The sequence below is a fragment of the Acinetobacter sp. CIP 51.11 genome (genome assembly GCF_000369665.1).
In the GTDB taxonomy this organism is placed as follows: domain Bacteria; phylum Pseudomonadota; class Gammaproteobacteria; order Pseudomonadales; family Moraxellaceae; genus Acinetobacter; species Acinetobacter lwoffii_S.
On record NZ_KB850129.1, the window covers coordinates 1565985 to 1590544 of the forward strand.

The 24560-nt window shown below is 42.1% G+C and carries 27 protein-coding genes, 2 tRNA genes and 1 other RNA gene; 14 read left to right on the forward strand and 16 right to left on the reverse strand.

Annotation, left to right across the window (positions count from 1 at the left end):
- Positions 1 to 407: 407 nt before the first annotated feature.
- The 3 genes from F894_RS11175 (at position 408) to F894_RS11185 (ending at position 3188) form a co-directional block, all read left to right on the forward strand.
- Positions 408 to 1397 carry a LysR family transcriptional regulator gene (locus F894_RS11175; protein WP_004280551.1) on the forward strand — a complete coding sequence of 330 codons (990 nt, stop codon included), beginning with the start codon at positions 408 to 410 and terminating at the stop codon, positions 1395 to 1397.
- Positions 1398 to 1524: 127 nt separating this feature from the next.
- Positions 1525 to 2847 carry a polyamine export protein PaeA gene (locus F894_RS11180; RefSeq protein ID WP_004280552.1) on the forward strand — a complete coding sequence of 441 codons (1323 nt, stop codon included), beginning with the start codon at positions 1525 to 1527 and terminating at the stop codon, positions 2845 to 2847.
- A gap of 62 nt (positions 2848 to 2909) precedes the next feature.
- Positions 2910 to 3188, forward strand: a complete 279-nt coding sequence (locus F894_RS11185; RefSeq protein ID WP_004731860.1) for a hypothetical protein — start codon at positions 2910 to 2912, stop codon at positions 3186 to 3188.
- A gap of 42 nt (positions 3189 to 3230) precedes the next feature.
- Here F894_RS11185 and F894_RS11190 read toward each other — a convergent pair whose 3' ends face one another.
- Complete coding sequence (locus F894_RS11190) at positions 3231 to 3737, reverse strand: hypothetical protein (protein WP_004280554.1); 507 nt, start codon at positions 3735 to 3737, stop codon at positions 3231 to 3233.
- 174 nt (positions 3738 to 3911) lie between these two features.
- Here F894_RS11190 and F894_RS11195 point away from each other — a divergent pair, with 174 nt between their 5' ends.
- The 3 genes from F894_RS11195 (at position 3912) to F894_RS11205 (ending at position 5674) form a co-directional block, all read left to right on the forward strand.
- Positions 3912 to 4640 carry a hypothetical protein gene (locus tag F894_RS11195; RefSeq protein WP_005247698.1) on the forward strand — a complete coding sequence of 243 codons (729 nt, stop codon included), beginning with the start codon at positions 3912 to 3914 and terminating at the stop codon, positions 4638 to 4640.
- A 170-nt stretch (positions 4641 to 4810) separates the two neighbouring features.
- Positions 4811 to 4896 (forward strand) — tRNA-Leu (locus tag F894_RS11200).
- A gap of 91 nt (positions 4897 to 4987) precedes the next feature.
- Positions 4988 to 5674, forward strand: a complete 687-nt coding sequence (locus F894_RS11205; RefSeq protein ID WP_005247700.1) for a hypothetical protein — start codon at positions 4988 to 4990, stop codon at positions 5672 to 5674.
- Positions 5675 to 5704: 30 nt separating this feature from the next.
- On the opposite strand, the gene F894_RS11210 is transcribed toward F894_RS11205, so the two are convergent.
- The 5 genes from F894_RS11210 to rlmE form a co-directional block, all read right to left on the reverse strand.
- Positions 5705 to 6019 (reverse strand): DUF5713 family protein, encoded by a 315-nt coding sequence (locus tag F894_RS11210; protein WP_004280560.1) that lies wholly within the window; start codon positions 6017 to 6019, stop codon positions 5705 to 5707.
- Positions 6020 to 6127: 108 nt separating this feature from the next.
- Entirely contained in the window at positions 6128 to 6979 is an 852-nt protein-coding gene (gene folP / locus F894_RS11215; protein WP_005247701.1) for a dihydropteroate synthase, read from the reverse strand.
- A 78-nt stretch (positions 6980 to 7057) separates the two neighbouring features.
- Entirely contained in the window at positions 7058 to 7672 is a 615-nt protein-coding gene (locus F894_RS11220) for a GNAT family N-acetyltransferase (RefSeq protein WP_005247702.1), read from the reverse strand.
- Between the two features lie 106 nt (positions 7673 to 7778).
- Positions 7779 to 9668, reverse strand: a complete 1890-nt coding sequence (ftsH, locus tag F894_RS11225) for an ATP-dependent zinc metalloprotease FtsH (RefSeq protein WP_004280565.1) — start codon at positions 9666 to 9668, stop codon at positions 7779 to 7781.
- A gap of 132 nt (positions 9669 to 9800) precedes the next feature.
- The gene (gene rlmE / locus F894_RS11230) at positions 9801 to 10451 is read right to left on the reverse strand and encodes a 23S rRNA (uridine(2552)-2'-O)-methyltransferase RlmE (RefSeq protein WP_005247703.1); all 651 of its coding nucleotides are present in this window, start codon (positions 10449 to 10451) and stop codon (positions 9801 to 9803) included.
- Between the two features lie 195 nt (positions 10452 to 10646).
- Between rlmE and yhbY the strand changes: the two genes are divergently transcribed.
- Both yhbY and F894_RS11240 read left to right on the forward strand, forming a co-directional pair.
- A complete protein-coding gene (yhbY, locus tag F894_RS11235) occupies positions 10647 to 10970 on the forward strand; it encodes a ribosome assembly RNA-binding protein YhbY (protein ID WP_004280569.1) in 324 nt (107 codons plus the stop codon).
- An 11-nt stretch (positions 10971 to 10981) separates the two neighbouring features.
- Positions 10982 to 11521: a DOMON-like domain-containing protein gene (locus tag F894_RS11240; RefSeq protein WP_005247704.1), complete on the forward strand. Its 540-nt coding sequence runs from the start codon at positions 10982 to 10984 to the stop codon at positions 11519 to 11521.
- A gap of 148 nt (positions 11522 to 11669) precedes the next feature.
- Here the strand turns inward: F894_RS11240 and F894_RS11245 are convergent, their stop codons facing one another.
- Entirely contained in the window at positions 11670 to 11891 is a 222-nt protein-coding gene (locus tag F894_RS11245; RefSeq protein ID WP_004280572.1) for a hypothetical protein, read from the reverse strand.
- A gap of 102 nt (positions 11892 to 11993) precedes the next feature.
- Positions 11994 to 12482 (reverse strand): hypothetical protein, encoded by a 489-nt coding sequence (locus F894_RS11250; protein ID WP_005247714.1) that lies wholly within the window; start codon positions 12480 to 12482, stop codon positions 11994 to 11996.
- A gap of 308 nt (positions 12483 to 12790) precedes the next feature.
- On the opposite strand from F894_RS11250, the gene carA reads away from it, so the two are divergent.
- From carA to greA, 3 genes are all read left to right on the forward strand, one after another.
- A complete protein-coding gene (gene carA / locus F894_RS11255; protein ID WP_004280574.1) occupies positions 12791 to 13930 on the forward strand; it encodes a glutamine-hydrolyzing carbamoyl-phosphate synthase small subunit in 1140 nt (379 codons plus the stop codon).
- A gap of 13 nt (positions 13931 to 13943) precedes the next feature.
- Positions 13944 to 17174, forward strand: a complete 3231-nt coding sequence (gene carB / locus F894_RS11260) for a carbamoyl-phosphate synthase large subunit (protein ID WP_005247716.1) — start codon at positions 13944 to 13946, stop codon at positions 17172 to 17174.
- A gap of 91 nt (positions 17175 to 17265) precedes the next feature.
- Positions 17266 to 17742 carry a transcription elongation factor GreA gene (gene greA / locus F894_RS11265; protein WP_004645764.1) on the forward strand — a complete coding sequence of 159 codons (477 nt, stop codon included), beginning with the start codon at positions 17266 to 17268 and terminating at the stop codon, positions 17740 to 17742.
- Between the two features lie 72 nt (positions 17743 to 17814).
- On the opposite strand, the gene F894_RS11270 is transcribed toward greA, so the two are convergent.
- Positions 17815 to 18408 carry a TetR/AcrR family transcriptional regulator gene (locus tag F894_RS11270; protein WP_005247723.1) on the reverse strand — a complete coding sequence of 198 codons (594 nt, stop codon included), beginning with the start codon at positions 18406 to 18408 and terminating at the stop codon, positions 17815 to 17817.
- 136 nt (positions 18409 to 18544) lie between these two features.
- On the opposite strand from F894_RS11270, the gene F894_RS11275 reads away from it, so the two are divergent.
- The gene (locus tag F894_RS11275; RefSeq protein ID WP_004280579.1) at positions 18545 to 18949 is read left to right on the forward strand and encodes a RidA family protein; all 405 of its coding nucleotides are present in this window, start codon (positions 18545 to 18547) and stop codon (positions 18947 to 18949) included.
- 101 nt (positions 18950 to 19050) lie between these two features.
- Positions 19051 to 19674 carry a CatB-related O-acetyltransferase gene (locus tag F894_RS11280; protein WP_005247734.1) on the forward strand — a complete coding sequence of 208 codons (624 nt, stop codon included), beginning with the start codon at positions 19051 to 19053 and terminating at the stop codon, positions 19672 to 19674.
- Position 19675: 1 nt separating this feature from the next.
- On the opposite strand, the gene F894_RS11285 is transcribed toward F894_RS11280, so the two are convergent.
- The 5 genes from F894_RS11285 to coaD all read right to left on the reverse strand — a co-directional run bounded on the left by F894_RS11285 (position 19676) and on the right by coaD (position 22510).
- Positions 19676 to 21100: a KAP family P-loop NTPase fold protein gene (locus F894_RS11285; protein ID WP_034438491.1), complete on the reverse strand. Its 1425-nt coding sequence runs from the start codon at positions 21098 to 21100 to the stop codon at positions 19676 to 19678.
- Positions 21101 to 21200: 100 nt separating this feature from the next.
- Positions 21201 to 21277: transfer RNA gene (locus F894_RS11290), tRNA-Met, on the reverse strand.
- A 72-nt stretch (positions 21278 to 21349) separates the two neighbouring features.
- Positions 21350 to 21727, reverse strand: an RNA gene (gene rnpB, locus F894_RS14760) — RNase P RNA component class A.
- A gap of 26 nt (positions 21728 to 21753) precedes the next feature.
- Positions 21754 to 22017 (reverse strand): YfhL family 4Fe-4S dicluster ferredoxin, encoded by a 264-nt coding sequence (locus tag F894_RS11295; RefSeq protein ID WP_004280584.1) that lies wholly within the window; start codon positions 22015 to 22017, stop codon positions 21754 to 21756.
- A gap of 1 nt (position 22018) precedes the next feature.
- The gene (coaD, locus tag F894_RS11300; RefSeq protein WP_004280585.1) at positions 22019 to 22510 is read right to left on the reverse strand and encodes a pantetheine-phosphate adenylyltransferase; all 492 of its coding nucleotides are present in this window, start codon (positions 22508 to 22510) and stop codon (positions 22019 to 22021) included.
- A gap of 139 nt (positions 22511 to 22649) precedes the next feature.
- Between coaD and smpB the strand changes: the two genes are divergently transcribed.
- Positions 22650 to 23129: an SsrA-binding protein SmpB gene (smpB, locus tag F894_RS11305; protein WP_004280586.1), complete on the forward strand. Its 480-nt coding sequence runs from the start codon at positions 22650 to 22652 to the stop codon at positions 23127 to 23129.
- Between the two features lie 57 nt (positions 23130 to 23186).
- Here the strand turns inward: smpB and F894_RS11310 are convergent, their stop codons facing one another.
- Positions 23187 to 23747 carry a flavodoxin family protein gene (locus F894_RS11310; RefSeq protein ID WP_005247737.1) on the reverse strand — a complete coding sequence of 187 codons (561 nt, stop codon included), beginning with the start codon at positions 23745 to 23747 and terminating at the stop codon, positions 23187 to 23189.
- Positions 23748 to 23787: 40 nt separating this feature from the next.
- Positions 23788 to 24528: a peptidoglycan editing factor PgeF gene (gene pgeF / locus F894_RS11315; protein ID WP_005247739.1), complete on the reverse strand. Its 741-nt coding sequence runs from the start codon at positions 24526 to 24528 to the stop codon at positions 23788 to 23790.
- Positions 24529 to 24560: the final 32 nt, after the last annotated feature.

Here is a 24560-nt window from a genome sequence, read left to right on the forward strand (position 1 = left end):
AATTTCCACATGTTGCTTAAAAATAATTCATTAGACTTAAGTCTGGATATGGGGTTTATGCCCTTTTATCTTTAAAAAATACTGATCTTTGATGATTTATTCAACTTGATGAATTCTCGATTTAGTGTACTTTTCACTCAAATACTGAACGTAAGAACAGCCTTTCTCATGTTCTTTTAAAGCGAAAAGATGGTTTTCATTTCCCTCTATAAAAAGGCTAAATGATATTCTATTTAACGTGCATCTTTTCTCTTATGTACACTTTGAATAATGGAGCTTAAGCCTGTGTTAATTTTGTAAACTTTATCAGTGAGCACATGGCTTTTTTTCATCGACGCTTTACACAAGGCCCGGCAATTATGGCATAATCTTCATAATTTCTTGTATTTATTCTCGGTATTTCTTTTATGAATCTGGAGCGGGTCGATCTCAATCTATTAATTTATCTTGATGTACTTCTTCGCGAAAAAAATGTCACACGTGCAGCAGAACAACTGGGCGTTACCCAGCCTGCCATGAGTAACATCTTACGCCGATTACGCAATTTATTTAATGATCCCCTCCTGATTCGTTCTTCTGAAGGCATGACACCCACTGAACGTGCCTTAGAATTGCAGCCCCGCATTCGAGATGCGCTCGCTGATCTGTCGATGATCCTGGAACCACGTACCGAGTTCCGTCCATATACCTCAAATCGTGTCTTCCGGATCATGACCTCGGATTATGCAGAAGCCACGTTGGTTCCACGTCTGGTTAAAGCCCTACGTTCAGAAGCACCGAACGTGGTATTAGACTTCCTGACGCCAAGTGACGTGTCATATCGTGACATGGAACAAGGCAAGGTCGATCTGGCAATCAACCGTTTTAATGAAATCCCGCAAAGTTTTCATCAGGTTTTGGTCTGGCGTGACAGCTTTTCTTGCCTTTTAAATAACAAGCATCCTGCCGCAAGCAACTTAAACCTTAAAAGTTACCTGGATGCACAGCATATCTGGGTTTCCAAAACCGGTATGGGTGTTGGCTTCGGGGTAAATCCTGAAAAACAGGCCGGTTTAGGCTGGATCGATCAGGCTTTAGAACGTATTGGCCAGAAACGTAAAATCTCAGTCTTTACCCGTCACTATCAAATGCCGGGATTATTGGCTGCCAATGTCGATCTGGTCGCAACACTGCCTTCACGCATTGCACGTTTGCAAGCCAAGAATCACAATTTAATTCTCAAAGATCCGCCGTTTTATATTCCTGAATTTGAATTGAAAATGGCATGGTGTCCTTTATTGCATCATCATCCGGCGCATCGCTGGTTACGTCAGCTGATTTTATATGTCGCCCGCCAGATGATTGAAGAAGAAAACCGTGAATTCCTGAGCAATAATTCTCAATTTTCACATTATTAAACTCAAAGTCTTCTAAATTCTTATTTTTTAAGATTATACTTCGAAGACTTGAGATGTCATTGTTACACCTCAAGTCTTTTTTTGTGTTAAAAATATCCCAAGATACTATTCATCCACAGGTGGATTTGTGAGCCTCTTACAAAATATTGTGATTATCTTAATACTCATCACGGGGGCCGGTTTTTTATCTTTAACTGAAATTGCCCTCGCTGGTGCCCGTAAAGTCAAACTTAAAATTCTGGCTGAGTCGGGTGATCATCGCGCTCAAAAAGTTTTAGATCTACAAGAAAATTCTGCAGACTTCTTTGCAGCCTCCCAAATTGGTTTAAATGCAGTTGCCATTCTTGGTGGTATTTTAGGTGAAGGTGCCTTCCGTCCTTATATTTATAATTTTGTTTCCCGCTTTTACCAAGGACCTTGGGCTGACAATATCAGCTTTGCGCTTTCCTTTACGGTCGTCACTTCATTATTTATTTTATTTGCAGACCTGATGCCGAAACGTCTGGCCATGATTGCGCCAGAAAAGATCGCAGTCTCAGTCATCGAGCCAATTCAGATTTTCATTAAAGTCTGCAAACCTTTGGCTTGGTTTATCAATGCGATTGCCAACATGCTGTTCCGTCTGTTTAAAGTAAATACTATTCGTGATGACAATATTACTTTTGATGATATTTCTGCAGTGATGGATGCGGGTGCACAGGCCGGTGTACTCCAGAAGCAGGAACACCATTTCATTGAAAACGTATTCGAGCTGGAAGAGCGTAACGTGCCTTCGAGTATGACCACACGCGAAAATGTGGTGTTTTTCACCTTGAATGAACCGGAAGAAAGTATTCGGCAAAAGCTGGCGGAATATCCCTATTCCAAGTTTCTGGTGTGTAGTAATGACATCGACAGTGTGATTGGCTATGTCGATGCCAAAGACATTCTGGTGCGTATTCTGAACAACCAGTCACTGTTGCAGCTAAACGAAAATACCATCCGTAATGTCTTGACCATTCCGGATACTTTGACCTTATCGGAAGTTCTGGACCGTTTCCGTTCTACCAAGGAAAAGTTTGCCGTCGTCATTAATGAATATGCGCTGGTCGTTGGGGTAATTACCCTTTCCGATATTATGATTACCGTGATGGGTGACTGGGTGACGCCTATTGAAGCCGATCAGCAAATTATTAAACGTGACAATAATTCCTGGCTGATTGAAGGCAGCACGCCGATTGAAGACATCAAGCATGCGCTTGAAATTGATGAAATGCCTGATGATGAAAATTATGAAACCATCGCTGGCTTCATGATGTATAAATTACGCAAGATTCCACGTCCTGCAGATGCAGTGATATTTGGTGCTTATAAGTTTGAAGTGGTTGACGTCGATCATTTTAAAATTGACCAGTTACTGGTGACCCGCTTGATCGAAACCAATTCAGTTATTCAAGAAGAATCAGATTAGTCTGGTTCTTCCTTCTAAGAAATAGTAAAAATTATTCTAATAAAAAAATCATAAGGTGAGTGATGAATATTTCTGCATTATTGGCATGTCTGTTTTTTTATTCAGCCTTGTATTTGTTTTACTTCTTCTTTGCCAAACAACAGAATCCCCTGCTTTTACTCGCAGCCATCATTCTGATGGCTTTAACGGTTTTCATTATTCCCTACCCACATGAACGTCGCCGTCAAGGATTCGACTCCACCTTGAGATTTGGAGAGTATTTTTATTGGCCCTTGATTACCTGGTGGCGTTTATTTATTTTGCCCATCAGTTGGCTGATTGCACTGATGTATCGTGATTAAAAAAAGCACCCGAAGATGCTTTTGTTTATATCTAGTTACAGCTTAGATTTTTGCTAATAAAGCCTCAAGAACGGCTTGATAGTGAATCTGGATATCATCTTCTAAAATTTTGTAGGCATTATCGAATTGCACCATAGGCCAGCCTTCTTTCCAGAATGGGAAAATATTATGCAGGTCATGGGTGACAATTGCATCTTCACGCACAATTGCTTGGGCAATTTGTGACAGTACCTGTGCAGTTTCAGCACCATCAATTGCCATATAATCAATACCGCGCGCTTTTAAAATACGGATCCGGTCTTTTTTATAACGGATTTTTTTGATTTGTGCTGCATTTAGACCCAAAGCCAAAGATACGGCTTCGACAAACTTGTCTTCAAATGACTGATTCAATGCTACTAAGGCTGCTTTATGCGCTTCCTGACGACCAGCTTTACCACCCTGACGAATTGCTGCTTGCGCCTCAGTATTTAGCTCATCCTTTTTCATACTTTGCAGGATGTCTAAAATTTCGATGTCGCTTAACGCCTGAGGAGATTGATCAGTCATAAACTGTCCTTAAAAAAATAAATCTTGAATCGGCTATTTTCGCATAATTCGACGCTAAAAAATCAAAATCTTCACGATTAAAACAGCGCTGCGACCTGAAACTGCATTTCTTCTGCGATTTTGCGCAAAATCGACTATAGTGCTTCATCTATATATTAAATTAATCTCTGGATGATGCCCACTACGCAAGTGACTTTGTTGCTGCAGCAACTTAAGCGCCAATATCCGACTGCATTTAAAGGAAATTACCTGTTTTACAGTCAGATTAAAATCCGTGGAATCTGGGGTAAAGCCAAGCTTTTAATTCCTTGGGCCTTGGCCGCCATGATTTTTGTTCCCATCAGTTTGATGTTAGGAGATTTCGTACAGCAATCTTTTGTGCAAATCAGCGAATTTCAGGCGCAGAGTTATGCCATGTTGGCCATTCTACTGTTCCTGATGTTGAGTCTCACCTTGATTCTGTACCAGATTCAGCATTCTTCTTATTCGCTGTATCAATTATTACGGCATACCCCGATCAAGATGGCTATTGTGATTCTGATGCAAGCCTTAAATCTGGTCTTTATACAAAGCAGTTTGCTGATGTGGAGCTTATTCTTCTTTGGCGTGAGCTTTGGTTTTGTGCGCTTTTATCGAGAAAATTTATTCAAGGAAAATAGTAAAAATACTGAGCACTATCAGCTACAACAATTACGTAAAATTTGTTTTTGGGCTTATAAACAAACCTGCCTGATCCGACTAAAATTACGTTTTTATTCAAGCCATGATCCTCGGTATGCCGAACTAAAACAGCAATTAAATCACTATGCCGGGTTATATACGCGGCTGCTGAAATATGAGCATCAATATTGTAAAACGATCAAGCATCTAGATATCGACAGCTATCTGGATGAAAATTCATAGTTCTCTCTATCCTTTTTCATTGGCCATCTTAAAGATCTGCAAATATTGAATTTTAAAAAACGTTGATTTGCTGATTTTTAGAATAGAAGCCACGGAATTGCTTGAAAAGAAAGCAATCATTTCGGAATTTGCTTGCCAAGCTTTATTTCGTCCTCTATTATTGCGCACATGCCCGAGTGGTGAAATCGGTAGACACAGGGGATTTAAAATCCCCCGCCCACAAAGCGTGCCAGTTCGAGTCTGGCCTCGGGCACCATTTTAATATTTATTAAAATGGTGCAATAAAAAATCCAGCATTAGGCTGGTTTTTTTGTGCCTGAATTTTATTCTTTTAGCGCGAAATCCCCATGTCAGAATTAAAACACTTTGATCTCGCTACATTACAATTACGTCATCCAGACGCTTTTTTCCTTAAGCTGCGTTATAGCCGCTTTAAATTTAATGCCTTGCAAAATATCCAGTTTGTTATCGCGATTAATTTACTGTCCCTTCTGGTCTGTGTAGCCTGTAGTCTCAGCTCCGTATTTCTGGAATATTATTTTTTCAAGAATGCCACGATTGCCTTTAATGTCACCTTAATTGTGCTGATGGCACTGCTTTATCCTTATATCTGGCATGCACAATATCAGGCGCAATTTAGTTCCAAAGCCTATAGTCAGCGTTTGCAAAACTGTCTCTATCTGCAAATTCCAATTTTTCTGAGCTTATTGCTCAACCTTTATCTGATTCATTCGGATGTACTGGTCATCATTAGTATGATCATTTTAGCGATTTCTTCCTTTGGGGTGGTCTTCCTGGAACCTTTATTTAAAAGTTCCTGTAGTGCGATTGACCAGATCAGGTTGCAGAAACTCCGACAACTGGCTTTTTGGGCTTATCAACAATCCAAATCAAAAACACCACAACAGATTCAAGGTCAATCGAATCTGCAGGTTTATTACCAAAACCTTTATCAGCAATGCATGAATGAAGAGCAACAATTACTCGGCTCAATTCGCTTTAATAGCTTTAAAGATTATTTCAACAGACAATAAAAAACCCTGCATCTGCAGGGTTTTCTTAAATCACCATTCACGATTGGTAATCAGTTCTTCCATTTCAATCTCGAACAGGCCGTGCTCTTGCACCACCATCATCATGGCTTCGGCAATATAATCCGCGGCAGTATCATCCAGAGACGAATCCAGATCTTCGAACTGAGGTTTCATGATATTGATATCAGCCACAGTCAGATTGGCAAGCTGGTAAATTTCTTGATCTGACAAACCTGATTTAGCGACTTTTTGGGCAAAACGTTCGATGTGCTGCTTGATTTCAGCAACCAGAATATCGGGATAATACTCATCATCGAACATGGGGAGAAGTAAATCTGCAAACATTACAGGCACTCTAAAGGATGACTATCTAATCTAAGCGTGCCTATATAGCATATTGTTGCTTAAAAGCCAAACAACATTGCCAATGTAGGGATTTCCCAGCCTCGATTTTTAAACCATTTGCATAGCTTGCCAGACTTTAATCGCATCGGCTGTGACTTTAACATCATGTGCCCGTACCATACATGCACCCTGCTGAATACTCAACAAATGCGCTGTTGCTGAACCCACTGCACGCTCTTGCGGTTCTGCCCCATCCAAAACTGCTCCGATAAAGCGTTTACGTGATAAAGCAGACAAAATCGGATAGCCCATTTCTGTCAATTTATAAAACTCTTGCAACAGCTTTAAATTTTGCTGGGCATTTTTAGCGAAACCAAAACCTGGATCAATCATGATATTTTCCGCTTTTACTCCAACATCTAAAGCATCCTGAACACGTTGGGATAACTCGCGTATCACATCTTTAGTGACATCCTCATATTGATCCAGATTGTTCATGGTGGTCGGCTCACCGCGCATATGCATGATGATCACTGGAATATTGAGTTCTGCTGCGGTCTGCAATGCATTCGGCCGAGTCAAAGCACGGACATCATTCCAGATATGTGCTCCGGCCCGAACCGCTGCGCGTATGACTTCAGGTTGCGACGTATCAATCGAGAGAATGACCTTATGTTTAGCCAGTTCTTCCACCACAGGCACTACGCGGCGAATTTCTTCTTCCACTTCTACCACTGCGGCACCTGGACGGGTCGATTCACCGCCAATATCAATCACGGTCGCGCCTTCAGCGATCATTTCAAGCGCACGTGCGACTGCATCTTCTTTGTGATTATGCCGACCACCATCACTAAAAGAGTCTGGGGTGACATTGAGAATCCCCATCACATGCGGCTGGGATAAGTCCAATTTTAAATCACCAAATGTCCATACATGTGGTAACAAAGGCATCAGCTGCATGATTCAATACTCACTCAAAATAACCCCGATATTGTCTTATGGATCGCTGAATAAAGCAAAGTGGAATAAGGCTAGGACCTAGATTTCGAAGTAATTGTTTTGGGAATATTGCATCAGTTTAGTTTGTAATAATGCTTTCACATCTGCCCATTCACTTTCTAAAATACTATAGATATAGCTATCTCGAATAGTCTGTCCATCTTTACGTAGCATATGACACCTGATAATGCCATCTCGTTTGGCACCTAATGCCTCAATCGCTTTTTGGCTGGGAAGATTCAAATGATCAGTTCGAAAGCCGACCACCTGAGCATTTAAATTTTCAAAAGCATGTCTTAACAAAAGATATTTACAAACGCGATTTACATAAGCTCTGTGATAGCGCTTGGCATACCAGGTATAACCAATTTCAAAACGTGGAATTTCCGCTTTAATATCATGATAACTGGTGGTTCCAATTGCTTGGCCGGAGTTTAAATCAATTACGGCAAAAACCATTCTTTCACCTTGAGCCTGTTGTTCGAAAGCTTGAGAAAAATATTTTTTTAAGTTATGCAGATAAGGCACCGAATTATATAAAATCTTACCTAAATTTTCTTCAGCGCATGCAACCACTAAATCAGAAAAATGTTCCCAGCTCAACGGTTCAAGACGAAGCTGGTAAACACTGGATTCCAGAACAGGCATATTCATTTTTGTTTTTCTTATTCATTTTTAATCGCTCAATATAACACTCAAAAAGATATGACAAAAATGACAAGCATAAAAAAACCACCCGAAGGTGGTTTTTTTATTGAGCTTAGTTCGCTGGCAATGGCGGAGGAGTCAACGGACCATCATCTGGCGTTACATCAATCACAGGATTATCTGCAACATAGACTTTTGGTGGCTGAGGCTCACGACCTTCCATGATGTCACGGATTTGATCACGATCAATGGTTTCCCATTCCATCAAGGCTTTCACCATCGCATGGGCAATATCTTTTTTGCTTTCCAAGATATCGCGTGCGATTTTATATTGCTCATCTAGAATTCGACGAATTTCACGATCGACTTCTAGTTGTGTGGTTTCCGAAATACTGCGGCTACCAATACTGCCCATGAAAGATTGCTGTGCATCTTCTTCATAGACCATGACACCGAGTTTGTCCGACATACCATATTTGGTCACCATTGCACGTGCCATTTTGGTTGCACGTTCGAAGTCATTTGAAGCGCCGGTCGACATCTGGTTAATGAAGACTTCTTCAGCAATACGGCCACCAAACAAGATCGAAAGTTCATTCAACATTTTGTCTTTATAATGGCTGGTCTGGTCAAATTCAGGCAGCTGCCAGGTAACACCTAAAGCCCAGCCACGTGGCATGATTGTCACCTTATGCACAGGATCTGTACCTGGCAAGCTTTCAGCAACAATCGCATGCCCTGCTTCATGATAAGCCGTCGCACGACGCTCTTCATCACGAAGTACCATCGATTTACGCTCAGGACCCATATACAGCTTGTCTTTTGCATCTTCAAAGTCATGCATATCGACGGTGTTTTTGTTACGGCGTGCAGCAAATAAAGCAGCTTCATTCACCAGGTTTGCTAATTGCGCACCCGAGAAGCCCGGTGTACCACGTGCAAGAACTTTAACATCCACACCTGTCACTGAAGGCAACTTTTTCAAATGTACATTCAGGATTTGTTCACGACCTTTAATGTCTGGCAAACCAACCACAACTTGACGGTCAAAACGGCCTGGACGAAGAAGTGCTTTATCCAGTACATCTGCACGGTTGGTTGCAGCAATCACGATAATGCCTTCATTGCCCTCAAAGCCGTCCATTTCAACCAGCATCTGGTTCAGTGTCTGTTCACGTTCATCGTGACCACCACCAGTACCTGAACCACGATGACGACCGACTGCATCAATCTCATCAATAAAGATGATACATGGTGCATGACGTTTCGCCTGTTCGAACATGTCACGAACACGGGATGCACCAACACCGACAAACATCTCAACGAAGTCAGAACCTGAAATACTAAAGAATGGAACTTTCGCTTCACCGGCAATGGCTTTGGCAAGTAAGGTTTTACCCGTACCTGGAGGACCGACCATTAACACACCGCGTGGAATACTTGCACCCAGACGTTTAAATTTGGTTGGATCTTTCAGGAAATCTACGATTTCAACGACTTCTTGCTTAGCTTCGTCACAACCGGCAACATCGGTGAAAGTGACTTTAATCTGGTCTTCAGACAGCATTTTGGCTTTAGATTTACCAAAACTCATTGGGCCGTTTTTACCACCTGCACCGCCACCCATGTTGCGCATAAAGAACATGAATAACAAAATGATTAAAAGTACAGGGAAACTTGCAATAAGCAACTGCATGAGCAAGCCTTGACGTTGTGGTGCTTCACCTTCAACCACAACATTATTTTTAATCAGGCTTGGCATCAGTTCAGGATCCTGAACTGCCGGACGGATACTTTCAAACTCTGAACCGTTCGATTTTTCGCCACGGATTCTTTCGCCGTCAATCACAACTTGTTTAATTTGGCCAGCATTGACCGCGGCAACAAACTCTGAGTAGTTCATTGTAGTCGGTTGATTGCGGTCACTGACGTTGCTGAAGATTAACACCAGCACACCCAGTATCACGAGCCACAATACGGCATTCTTAAAAAGATCGCTCAAAGCTTTATTCCCATTCCAATCTAATTTGATCATGCCCTGTTCAGGGTGACCTTAATACTTAAGCTGTAAATCAACTTACAATTATCTGAAAACGTACAAAATGCACAATTTTTAACGACTTGGCAAGTAGACTTATTTTAAAGCCTTCTTACGTCCCTGCCCGATCAGGAAAACTTCCTTGGAGCGAGCACGTGATGCCAAAGGTTTAGATGTTTTCAGAACATCAAAACTATCAACCACTTGCTTACGGAATTCGTCAAAACCTGAACCTTGGAAAACTTTTACCACAAATTGACCTTTAGGGCCTAGCACCTTGTTGGCAAAATCCAGTGCAAGTTCACACAAGTAAATCTGACGCGGTTGATCTACAGCCTTATTACCTGATGTATTGGGGGCCATATCTGAAATTACAACGTCTACAGTACGACCATCTAAAATTTCTAACAATTGCTGGAAGACTTCTTCTTCGCGAAAGTCACCTTGCAAGAAAGTCACATCAGGTAATGCATCCATTGGTAAAATGTCAGATGCAATCAATAAACCTTTGTCGCCGACCAACTTACCGGCGATTTGTGACCAACTCCCGGGAGCTGCACCCAAGTCGACCACGGTCATGCCGGGTTTGATGATCTTGTACTTTTCTTGCATTTCTAAGAGCTTATATGCTGCACGCGCACGATAGCCGTCCTTTTGTGCCTTTCTCACATAAGGATCGTCTAAATGCTCTCTCATCCAATCACGACTACTTTTAGATAACTTTTGGTTGGTAATGCGTGTAGCCATAACTCTCTAAATAAAAAAACGTCTAATTATTAATTGTACGTGAAAAAGACATATTTTGCAGTATACATGTGTATCTAAATCGAGGAGTTTTGCTCATTATGAAGAGATATTGGAAATGATTATTTCCTGAGAATTTAAAGCGTTTGTTTTTTGCTTTTGCTATACTAAGCCGTTTTAAAATTCAGGTTATCTCTCATGGCGTCTTTATCTATTCAGGAACGTAAGCGTTTACGTCAAATCGGACATGCTTTAAACCCGGTCGTTATGCTGGGTGACAAAGGCCTGACTGAAAATGTCATCGAAGAATTGGCGCGTGCTTTAAACGATCACGAACTGATTAAAGTGAAAATCGTAGCTGAAGATCGTGAAGCGCGTGCAGCACTGATTGCTGAAATTTCAGAAGCGACTGGTGCTGAAGTGGTTCAAACTATTGGTAAAATTGCACTGCTTTACAAGAAAGCTGCGAAACAAAACCAAAAATTGTCCAACCTTGTCCGTTTCGCTCATTTGTCTAACTAAGTACAGGACTTATGGCAAGTTACGAGCTTAGCGCATTTGATCGCCGTTTTCAGGCCATCTCTCTGGTTGCCGCCATCGAACAGCAAGGCCCATACAATTTAAATGTGGGCTTCTGGATCCGTGATCCCAATCAGTACATCTTGTGGCCCGATATGGTGACGGCACATCCCCGTCAGGATTTCCTGTGGGAACAGACCTGCTTTGAAATTTTTATTGGGGTTCAGGGCCAAGATTTTTATCGTGAGATTAATCTTTCCCCTTCTCAGGCCTGGCAGGCTTATCAATTCGAAGAATACCGTTATCCTGAAGATATGCCACCGCAAGCTGCGGATGATATTGAGCTGAATCAGCTCAAACGCACGCATTATGGTCTTAATGTCAGTGTGGATCTGACTGATTTTATGGCAACACATAAACTGAAATGGGAAAACTTGTTCCTGGGTTTATCTGCTGTTTTAAAAACCTCGCAAGGTGATCAATACTATGCCATGCAGCATAGTAGTCCTCAGGCAGATTTTCATAATAAACGTGACTGGTTGCATGTGTTTTAAATAGATTGACGCTGTGCATCAGCTATTTAAAGTGTAACAGGCGAATAAAACGTGAGACTTAAAGTCTCACGTTTTTGTTTATCGCTCAACAATGATTGATCCTCTGTATCATTATTTTAGATTTTTTATCGTTTTCAACGTCCATATTTTAATGATGCAGATGATGCTGTTCCTGAATGGATTTCACAGCAGCATAAAGAATAAAAGCAAAAGTAATGATCATCAGAAGAATGGTCCCAAACACCAGTCCCAGTACTCCCAGACATAATACGATTACACCCAGATAAAGTATGCGCCCCAATCCGCTTTCCAGATTCAGTAGCATGATCAATATCAGTAAAATAAGTACACCTACAAAATGCTGTTGCATCGTGACCCCCTTTAATTGTTATTGTGAGTCCGTTTTGCTGCATAAAGACAAAGGAGAACATTTGATTGTTCTCCTTTTTAAATAGCGGCCTTTCAGCGCAGCCTAACTTTTCAGCTCAGGACTTTTGTCCGAGCTCTCTGTTTTCATCACGGGTTTGACTTTTTTCAGTACTTCAATGGTACTGTCCTTAGAACGTTTAAAAGTATCGGTCAGATGTTCCTTATGCTTGGTCGAAATCTGACTGACATCCTCTTTCAACTCTTTACCCAGATTAGATAAGTCTTCGACGACAGCGTTGAATTCTGTCTTGATAAAGCTTTTCAGTTCAGTTAATTCTTTCTGCGAACCGAAAATCTGCTCCTTCAAAGTATCAATACGCTGTAACACCTCCTGCTTAAATTGACGCAATTGTTCCTGCACAGTGTCGCTTAACTGCTTGGCTTCAACTTCAAGCTTTTCCTTACTTTCCTCGATGGTTCCAATTGCCTGATCTTTAGCCTCGACTGCTACTTTTTCAAGTTTCTCGGCAGTTTCAGTTACCACGCTCGGAGTGATTTTTTTAGATGTAGTAGATTTAGGTGCTGTAGCCATTTGTCTTGTTCCTATTGTTATATCGACTAAGCTATATTAGTAGATTTGATAAAAATTAAGATTTGATTTGTCTGACAATTATTAATTGCTTACATTTTTTCACATTGCTTACAAAACAGACTTCCATGCAAAAAGCAAGCCATTTATCTCATACTTTCGCTGCAAAGCCGTTGGACTTTAGGGGTCATTCTGCGTATAATGCCGTGTTAAGTTCAAGCGAGCAGACATAGGAGGGTAGGTTTAAAAAATAGCCTTCCTTTTTTTTCGTCTTCTCGCTTTTTTACAGCCTAAATTTCAGGAGCTTTGGTTTGAGCACCCCAGCAATTTTAGCCCTTGCCGACGGAACTATCTTTAAAGGTACTTCGATTGGCGCATCGGGTAGTACGACTGGTGAAGTCGTTTTCAACACTGCCATGACTGGCTATCAAGAAATTTTGACTGACCCGAGTTATGCACAGCAACTTGTGACACTGACTTACCCACATATCGGTAACACAGGCTGTAATGAAGAAGACGCTGAATCAGGTCGTATTCATAAGGTTTGGGCGAACGGATTGATCATTCGTGACCTGCCTTTACTGCACAGTAACTTCCGTTCAACCCAATCATTAGCTGAATATTTGGTACAACACAATGTTGTGGCAATTGCGGATATCGACACGCGTAAATTGACACGTATCTTACGTGACAAAGGTGCGCAAAATGGCTGTATCCTTGCTGGCGAAAATATCACTGAAGCTGAAGCGCTTGAAAAAGCACGTGCATTTGGTGGTTTAAACGGTTTAGACCTGGCAAAAGAATGTTGCGACCCTGAAGGTTTTGAATGGACTGAAGGCTCTTGGACATTAGGCAAAGGTTTCTCTCAACCAGAAGCTAAATTCCATGTTGTTGCATACGATTACGGTGTCAAAACCAACATCTTACGTATGCTCGCAGACCGCGGTTGTAAACTGACTGTTGTGCCGGCGCAAACTCCTGCTGCTGATGTACTTGCACTGAATCCAGATGGCGTGTTCCTTTCGAACGGTCCTGGTGATCCGGCTGCATGTGACTACGCAATTGAAGCTGTAAAAACAATTGTAGAAACCACTGAAATTCCAGTATTTGGTATCTGCCTGGGTCACCAGATCCTTGCGCTTGCAAGTGGTGCTAAAACCTTAAAAATGCCTCACGGCCACCACGGTGCGAACCATCCTGTACAAAATCTTGATAACGGTACAGTGATGATTACTTCTCAAAACCATGGCTTCGCAGTCGATGAAAGCAATCTGCCTGATGTGTTGCGTGTAACGCATCGCTCACTGTTTGATGGCACCAACCAAGGTATCCATCGTACAGACAAACCTGCGTTCAGCTTCCAGGGTCACCCTGAAGCAAGCCCGGGTCCACATGACTGCGCACCATTGTTCGATCATTTCATCGAACTTATCGAAGCATCTAAGAAGTAATTAAGGAAGCATCATGGCTAAACGTACTGACATTAAAAGCATCTTGATTATTGGTGCTGGTCCGATTGTCATCGGTCAAGCATGTGAGTTTGACTACTCAGGTGCTCAAGCATGTAAAGCCCTTCGTGAAGAAGGCTACCGCGTTATTTTGGTCAACTCGAACCCAGCGACCATCATGACCGACCCAACCATGGCAGATGCAACTTATATTGAGCCAATTACTTGGCAAACTGTTGCAGCAATTATTGAGAAAGAACGCCCAGACGCTGTTCTTCCGACCATGGGTGGTCAAACTGCATTGAACTGTGCCCTTGCCCTCGATGAGCACGGCATTTTAGAAAAATTCAATGTTGAATTAATCGGTGCAACCAAAGAAGCGATTGAAAAAGCTGAAGACCGCAAACTGTTTGACCAGGCAATGCGTAAAATTGGTCTTGAATGTCCAAAAGCTGACGTTGCTGAGTCAATGGAACATGCTTTAGAAATTCAAGCACGTTTCGGCTTCCCAGTGATTATCCGTCCATCATTTACCATGGGTGGTTCTGGTGGCGGTATCGCTTACAACCGCGAGGAATTCATCGAAATTTGTGAACGCGGTTTCGATCTTTCTCCGACTAAACAATTATTGATCGATGAATCTTTAATTGGTTGGAAAGAGTACGAGATGGAAGTTGTTCGTGACAAAAACGACAACTGTATCATCGTATGTACGATTGAAAACTTTGACCCAATGGGCGTACACACTGGTGACTCAATCACTGTTGCTCCTGCGCAAACATTGACAGACAAAGAATTCCAACTTCTACGTAACGCATCTTTAGCTGTACTACGTGAAATTGGCGTAGAAACAGGTGGTTCTAACGTACAGTTCGGTATTTGTCCAAATACTGGTCGTATGGTTGTGATCGAGATGAACCCACGTGTATCACGTTCATCTGCCCTTGCCTCTAAAGCAACTGGTTTCCCAATTGCAAAAATCGCTGCGAAATTAGCGGTTGGTTACACGCTTGATGAGTTGAAAAACGACATCACTGGCGGTACAACACCTGCATCGTTTGAACCTGCAATTGACTACGTAGTTACTAAGATTCCTCGTTTCAACTTCGAGAAATTCCCACAAGCTGACGCAACGCTTACAACTCAGATGAAATCTGTCGGTGAAGTAATGGCGATTGGTCGTAACTTCCAGGAATCTGTACAAAAAGCCCTTCGTGGTCTTGAAGTGGGTGCTTCTGGTTTTGACGAAAAAATTGAAGTGGGTGCTGAAGGCGCGCGCGACAAAATCTTGCAAGAACTTAAAGTGCCAGGTCCAGAGCGTATCTGGTACGTGGGCGATGCATTCCGTCACGGCTTTACTTTAGACGAAGTATTCGCTGCAACGAATATTGACCGCTGGTTCTTGATTCAAATCGAAGACATTATCAAAACTGAAAACCAAATCAAAACTTTAGGTTTTGGCGACTTGAATGCGGACAACATCCGTGCATTCAAACGTAAAGGTTTATCAGATCTTCGCATTGCGGACTTGATGGGCATTTCACAAAAACAATTCCGTAAACACCGTTGGAACCTGGGCGTAACGCCAGTGTACAAACGCGTGGATACATGTGCTGCAGAATTCGAATCTGATACAGCGTACATGTATTCAACTTACGATGAAGAGTGTGAAGCCAACCCTTCAACCCGTGACAAGATCATGGTGATTGGTGGCGGTCCTAACCGTATTGGTCAAGGGATCGAGTTCGATTACTGCTGTGTACACGCGGCGCTTGCAATGCGTGAAGACGGCTACGAAACCATCATGGTGAACTGTAACCCTGAAACGGTGTCTACAGATTACGACACATCAGATCGTTTATACTTCGAACCAATTACGTTGGAAGATGTACTTGAAATCGTACGTATCGAGAAGCCTAAAGGCATTATCGTTCAGTACGGTGGTCAAACTCCGCTTAAATTGGCACGCGCTTTAGAAGAAGCCGGTGCGCCAATTATCGGTACATCACCTGATGCGATTGACCGTGCAGAAGACCGTGAACGTTTCCAACAAATGATTCAACGTCTGCAACTTCGTCAACCGAACAACAGCATTGTAAAATCTGCTGAAGAAGGTATGGCAGAAGCATCTAAAGTCGGCTATCCACTTGTGGTACGTCCTTCTTACGTGCTTGGTGGTCGTGCGATGGAAATCGTGTACAACGATGAAGAACTCAAACGCTACTTACGTGATGCGGTTCAAGCATCAAACGAAGCGCCTGTTCTTCTTGACCGTTTCTTAGATGACGCGATCGAAGTTGACGTGGACTGCGTATCTGACGGTAAAGACGTGGTGATCGGCGGTATCATGCAGCACATTGAACAAGCGGGTATTCACTCAGGTGACTCAGCATGTTCAATTCCTCCTTACTCTCTATCTAAAGAGATTCAGGACGAAATGCGTCGTCAAACCGTTGCAATGGCAAAAGAGCTTGGCGTAATCGGTTTGATGAACGTACAGTTTGCTGTTAAAGGTGAAGATGTTTACATCCTGGAAGTGAACCCACGTGCGTCTCGTACTGTGCCATTCGTTTCTAAGTGTATCGGTGAATCTTTAGCGAAAGTTGCTGCACGTTGTATGGCGGGTCAATCTCTTGAGTCGCAAGGCTTTACATCAGAGATTATTCCTGAGCACTTCTCTGTCAAAGAAGCAGTGTTCCCATTCAACAAATTCCCTGGTGTTGACCCGATCCTTGGCCCTGAGATGAAATCGACTGGTGAAGTGATGGGCGTTGGTAAAACATTTGGTGAGGCATTCTATAAAGCTGTTTTAGGTGCAAATGAGCGTTTACCAGGTCTTCCAACTGAAGGTGAAGTCAAACACGCATTTATCTCTGTACGTGACTCAGACAAACCACGTGCGGCGGGTATTGCAAAACAATTGATTGACCTAGGCTTCAAGATTCTTGCAACTGATGGTACATTTAAAGTGATTAGCGATGCTGGTCTTGAATGTGAACGTGTCAATAAAGTAACTGAAGGTCGTCCTAACATTGTGGACCGTATTAAAAACGGCGAAATCCACCTTGTGATTAACACGACTGAAGGCAAAAAGGCACAAGAAGACTCATTCTCGATCCGTCGTTCAGCACTTCAAGGTAAAGTGTATAACACAACTACATTGAATGGTGCGGATGCAGTATGCCAAGCTTTAGCAATTAAATTGCCGATGGATGTATATCGTTTGCAAGACCTAACTAAAGGTTAATTCACTTCCAAGAAGTCCCGCCACCTTCTTGGTGGCGGGCTTTTTTTTATTTATAGATTTTATATCTTTCAACTGACTTTTGAGGGACAACATGCAACGTTATCCTATGACACCTGAAGGCAAAATTGCCTTAGAGAAAGAATTACACCAACTGAAAACAGTGGATCGTCCACGTATCACCGCTTCGATTGCGGAAGCTCGTGAACACGGCGACTTAAAAGAAAATGCAGAATACCATGCAGCACGTGAACAGCAAGGCTTCTGTGAAGGTCGTATTCAGGACATCGAAGGCAAACTGGGTGCAGCTCAGGTGATCGACGTAAAAGAACTTGAACAGAATGGTCGTGTGGTTTTTGGTGTAACGGTCACGATTGAAAATCTGGATACTGAAGAACAGAAAACCTATAAAATTGTAGGTGATGACGAAGCAGACTTTAAGATTAACAAGATCTCTGTGAACTCGCCGATTGCACGTGGTCTTTTAGGTAAAAACGAAGGCGACGATGTGAAAATCAATACACCAAACGGTGAAGTTGAATACGAAATTGTGAAAGTTGAATATCTTTAAAATTTAAAGCTGTTTAATTTAAAGCCCCTCGATTGAGGGGTTTTTTACCTTTATCTGCTTCCTACAAACGAATTAGCTCTGGGCTTCTTTTAAAAACCCCGATGCAAATAAATTAAATGCATGTAAAGCCTCAGGGAGTACCTGCTCAGGATGTTCGCTAGAAGCCACCCAGAGGGCTGCATTCATTGCAGCACCATTTAAAAATACCGCAGCAGCTTCCGGATCAACTGTTTTAATTCGGTCTGCTACCAATAATTGCTCAACACATTCACGCGTGGACTGCAAACATCTGTTTTGACTTGGCCAGTGTGCAGGATCACCCAATACCGCAGGCCCATCGCGCAATACAATGCGCTGGAATTCAGAGTTTAAGGCATTTTGAATATAGGTCTGCCCTTCAAGCAACAATCCTTCCCACAGATCATCAGGCTGCTCCAGATGCTGCTGGGCAGATGAAGCCATTTCCGAATCGATCTGGTCGACCACTGCAGCAAACAAGCCTTTTTTATCGCCAAAATGATGATACAACGCTCCACGGGTCAGCCCTGCTTCTGCCGTGAGCTTATCCATTGAAGTGTCTGCATAACCATATTCTGCAAACGTACGACGTGCCACTTCAATCAGTTTCTTGCGGGTTTCCGCCATTTTTTGTTCACGAACAGACATGAATTACTTTACCTCATCATCACAAAAATTTTAATTGACATACGGGCCGTATGTCAATTATGTTTACATACGATGCGTATGTGAAAGTTAAATTGCTTTCACTCACTTATAAATTAGATATTGAATGAGAATAGACATGACTAGAACTGCGATATTTCCCCAAGACCGCCATGCCCTCTATGAACAGCATGGTTATTCTGCTGCGATCAAATCGGAAGACTTACTTTTTGTTTCTGGTCAGGTCGGTAGCCGTGAAGATGGCTCTCCTGAACCAGATTTCGAGAAACAGGTAGAACAGGCTTTTAAAAACTTAGCTGCAACTTTGGCAGCGGCTGGTTGTACTTTCGATGATATTGTTGATGTCACCACCTTTCACACTGATCCAGAACAGCAGTTCGAAAGCATCATGAAAGTTAAAAATCAGGTGTTTACGCAAAAGCCTTATCCTAATTGGACAGCTGTAGGTGTCACGTGGTTAGCAGGTTTTGATTTTGAAATTAAGGTGATTGCTCGTATTCCTCCAGCATCGACCACAGCTTAATCATTGTTTTATGCGTGCGCGAATGTCTTTTAGATATTATTCAGCAAGTTTAAACCCCGATTAGGTATAATTTCTTATTCACTATTTTTTGTATCCCCCTTATGGCTGAAAAGTTAATTAATTCTCCTGTAAATCACTGGTGTGAATTTGAGTTCATCTCAAAAACGGTGAAGAACCCGAATATTCATATTAAAGGGAATTATTCTTATTATTCAGCCTATTGGGATCAGGGCTTTGAGCGCTGTGTGGTGCGTTATTTACATGACAAGCCATCTACGCCTGAGAAGCCGATTGACCAGCTCTATATCGGCAATTTTGTCTGTTTTGGTGCTGAATGCGTAATTATGATGGGAGGTAACCAGTTACACCGTACCGATTGGATTTCAGCGTTTCCGTTCGATACACGCAGTTTTGTGCCTGCTAGTGATACAGTGATTGGTGATGGTTGCTGGATTGGTTCTCGTGCCATGATTATGCAAGGTGTAAAGCTGGGTGAAGGTGCTGTGGTGGCAACAGGTGCAGTAGTCGCTAAAGACGTACCGCCTTATGCTGTAGTTGGTGGTGTACCTGCAAAAATTATTAAATACCGTTTTCCACAAGAAGATATAGAAAAAGTACTCTCTCTAAAAATCTATGATATAGATGAAAAGCAGTTTTTAAAAATGCGCGAGCAGTTGCAGACGGATGATGTGGAAAAATTAGTTAAATATTTTCATCAATTATAGATTAAAGCCCTTTATGTATGTATGACTGCCAATCTTTAATAAAATTACTTGAATGATCCAGTTCAGAAATTGATACCTCTTTCAACACACTAATTAATTGATATTCAGGATCACTACTCTTCTTAGCACTTTCATATGCCGCAAGAAGCTTATCAATAAATGTATCTGTAATCTCCAAGTCCTTCTCTAAAATCAATCTAAACCACTCTGATTCTCCAATATCACTAATTCCATTAGAACCCCATGTACTCAAATTATGTCTTTGCATAAAGACGCGTTTATCAGTACATAAATATTCATTTATTTTTTTGACGACTGAATTGATAAAAATATGATAATTTGCATAAGATTCCTGCCCCATTATCAAACTAAGTAAAATTAAATTTTTCTTTTGATGTGATGTTCGTAACAAAGCATATTTATTCAGCTTTTTTATTAACTCTCTACTATTAAACTTGCTATCTAACTGCAACCCTAATGCCCAATAAAATAATTCACTTCTGTCATTAAGTGAATTCAACTCACCAATTCTAAATAATTGATATTTTATTACTTCTTCAAAATCATAAAGATCACTCTCGCTAGACATATGAACAGTAAAATCTACAAATTTTTCAAGATAATCACCATTCATTTCAGAATCATAACCATAAAATTTTTTGACTGATTGCAGTAATTGGGGCTTATTCATAACTAAAACAAATACAATTTTCGGGATATCAAAAAAATGTTTAATCCGCTCAATTAAACGAATCGCAAAGTCGGGTCGGCAACGATCTAGCTCATCAATAATAAAAACTAAAGGTTTTTCTAATTGAGCAGCAAGTTCAGTGAGTTCTTTTTTAAAATCTTGGATCGTTTGTTTTTCAATATGGTGATTTTCTATTTTCTTTTCGATTTGTTCTTTTACCTTAGATGCTATTTCATCACTAGCAGTATCGAAAACATCTTGCCCTTGTTTATAGACTTCCTGTATAGCTTCACCTGCACCACCTAGACCAATCCAATGCATACCTGCTTTGGCAGCGATCATAGGAATAACAGCAGCTAAAGAAATTAACACTGAGGCAGTCTTTGAATTAAAATCATTAATCTCTTCAATACCAATTTCATCAGAATCTTTAAAAGCTTGGCTAATTTCAGCTGCAATTGTTAGAAAAGGATCATCTAAATAATCATTTGCAAACGCATCCAAATAAATAACGTTATGTTTCGTATCATCTAAATGCTTTGCCCAATGCCTTACAAACCATGTTTTTCCTTCACCCCAACGAGCATCCAAAGCTAAAACAGCACCACATTGTAGACGATCAACATAGTTAGTCAGTTGTTCACCCAAGCGACGTCGATCCCAGAGATCACCTTCCCAAGCTGTTTGAATATTCTCAAAATTATCTTTCTGCCAATTTATTTGATCTATAGTCATTTTATTAAATTTCATTCGTTTACAATTCATTCATTATATTCATTTTAATTTTTAAAGGCATAAAAAAACCCACTCAATCGGAGCGGGTTTTTTCAGAATATGGTGGCTATGACGAGACTTGAACTTGTGACCCCCGCATTATGAGTGCGGTGCTCTAACCAACTGAGCTACATAGCCTTAAACTGTGCGCGCATTATGGGATTTTCTGTAAATCACGTCAACCCCATATTGTGCTGTTTGATCAAAATTTGTTGAAGTGAGCCGATAAGCCGGGTTCTGTCGTGAACGATCATTCCTCTAGGCGCACAATCACTCATGCGCTCAAGCGACCTACCCGAATCCAGCATGGGCCATGCCTAATGGATTCCTATTTGGTCTTGCTTCCGGTGGGGTTTACCTCGCCATGAACTGTTACCAGCCATGCGGTGCGCTCTTACCGCACCCTTTCACCCTTACCTCCGATTCCGATTGCTCGAAAACATAATGAAGGCGGTCTTCTCTCTGCTGCACTTGCCGTCGGTTTGCACCGCCCAGGCGTTACCTGGCACCTTGCCCTATGAAGCCCGGACTTTCCTCCCCTGCTTCAATCACGGAGATCTCCACAGCAGCGATCGTCTGGCTCACTTCGAGCGGCATAGTATCAAATATCGAGACTAATTGCTTGATGTTTTTTGAGCAGTCAGTTTTTCATACTTGGCTTGCAGCTGTTCCTGCGTTTCGACATGATTCGGATCCAGTGGAATACAATCCACCGGACAGAACAACTGGCACTGCGGTTGATCATGATGTCCGACGCACTCTGTACATAGGTCTGGATGAATCTCATAAATGAGTTCACCCATATAGATGGCCTCATTCGGGCATACAGGTTCACAGACATCACAGTTAATACATTCATCGGTGATATATAAAGACACGCTACCAACCTTGTTGAAGTTTACGCTCGAAGGCAGCAACCACGTTTGGTGGTACAAACTTGGTTACATCACCTCTTAGTCGAGCAATTTCACGCACCAAAGTGGATGAAATAAAAGAATATTGCTCTGAAGGGGTTAAAAACACCGCTTCAAAATGGGAGTCCAGCTGACGGTTCATATTGGCCAGCTGAAATTCGTACTCAAAATCAGACACTGCACGCAAACCACGCAATACAGCAGTCGCCTTTTGCTCACGGAAAAAATTGACGAGCAAACCGTCAAAACCTACAAATTCAACATTGTCCAAATGACTCAATGACTCTTTCGCCAATGCGACACGCTCTTCCAGACTGAATACCGGATTTTTATGATGACCGATAGCAATGGCTACCACGACTTCATCAAACATTCGCGCTGCGCGGGTTACCAAATCAATATGTCCATTGGTAATTGGATCAAAAGTCCCCGGATAAATCACACGAGTTTTAGACATCCATTTGTACTCTGTTTGTTATGTAGAATCTTATTTTAGCAAAAACTTGTTTTTTTGGTGAATAATCCTCATTAATTTAAAAAACTTCACCTTATTTCTAGTTGCGGTACAATAGCAGCACGTTTGGAAGTATCAGATTATGGCGAAAGCATCTATTGTAGTAAAAAAAAATAATGGCGGTACCATTGCACTGAATAAACGTGCCCGCCACGATTATTTTATTGAAGAGAAATTTGAAGCGGGGCTTTCATTAAAAGGCTGGGAAGTCAAATCAATGCGCGCTGGTCGCATGACCATTGTAGAAAGTTATATTACCTTTAAAAATGGTGAAGCGTTCTTGTTTGGTGCACAGGTTCAGCCCTTGTTAAGTGCTTCGACCCATGTGGTGCCTGAAGCAACCCGTACCCGCAAACTGTTGCTGAATCGCCGTGAAATTGAAAAGTTGATGGGTGCGATTAACCAGAAAGGTTATTCCTGCGTTCCACTGGCCTGCTACTGGAAAGGTCCACATGCCAAGCTGGAAATTGCTCTGGTCAAAGGTAAGCAGCTTCATGACAAACGTGCCACCGAAAAAGACCGTGACTGGCAACGTGATAAGGCGCGAATTTTCCATAAATAATGGATTAAAAGTTGAATATAAAAAAAACCTCCGCATTTGGAGGTTTTTTTTATGGCTTTAAGCAGGGGTATTTAGTCGCGCCAGAGTCAGGGCAATATATTCCCCAAACCAGAACGCGGTTTTTAAATCGCCCTCAGGTGGAGTGACTTCAACCGGGGCATTATCCGACTGGGTCATTAAACCCAAAAAGCTCGACATCCGGTTCAGGTCCGTCACTGCACGACCTGTCGGCATTAATGGCAAGCCACTCCAGAGCATACCGTGCTGCATGGCAAACAGGTTGATTTGCTGCAGGACCGCCAGCTTGTCACCACTAAGTCCGCCACCATTGGTAAAGGCTGCGGCCAGTTTACCCTGCCAGCTACGTGCCAGCCAGCGTTTAGAGGATTGCTCCATAAACAGCTTCATGGCAGAGGTCAGGCTACCCATATAGGTCGGACAGCCAAAGATAATTGCATCTGCGGCATCAAGCACATCCCAGTCTATATGTTCGACATTCATCATATGCACCTGAACACCAGTTTCTCGCGCACCATCGGCAATAAAATTTGCCACTTTAGCCGTGTGTCCATAAGGACTGTGATAAACAATCGCAATAGATTTGGAAGATAGGGACATAACGCTCAAAAGCCAAAAAATTCAGTTAAGTTTAACATTTTCATGCCATAAACACGAATGTCGCCATACGCCCTGTTTTTGGCTCACGGCGATAAGAGAAATATTCCTCTGGCTGGCGATAAGAACACTGATTCCCACCCAATACGGTATTTATGCCGTGTTGTTGCAAGATATAACGTGCAATGGCATACAGGTCGGCATAATATTTACCTGCCTGTTCACCCGCCTGAAATGCACTGTCCAGTTCAGGATATTTACTACAAAAAGCAGCTTTTACTTCAGCGCCAATTTCAAAACATGGCTGACTAATGGCCGCCCCGAGCCAGGCCCAGGTCGGCGGAGTTTGCATGGCTACAAGGGTATTTTCAATAATCCCACCGGCCAGACCACGCCAGCCGGCATGCAAATTGGCAACTTCCGTACCTTTCGCATTCCCCATTACCACAGGTAAACAGTCTGCAGTCATCATCATCAAGGCATGCGCCTTACGCTGCGTCACCAGACCATCTCCGACCAGTGCCTCAAAAGGCATCTGCTCATTAATACTATGACAGATGGTGCTATGCGTCTGGGTCATCCAGGTAATTTTATCTACGCCAAAGGCAGCAAAATCCTGTAATAAAGCCATACGATGCTGTTGTACCCGTTGCGCATCATCCTGCACATGCAAGGCCAGATTAAAACCTGCAAATTCAGGCTGTGCGGATGGCTGTACTTTCGCATGGTGAACGCGGGTCTGACCCACATATACACCTTGTGGAAGTCCTGGTACAAATTGCATCTCGATTCCTTGCTTTGACGCGAACTAAATAA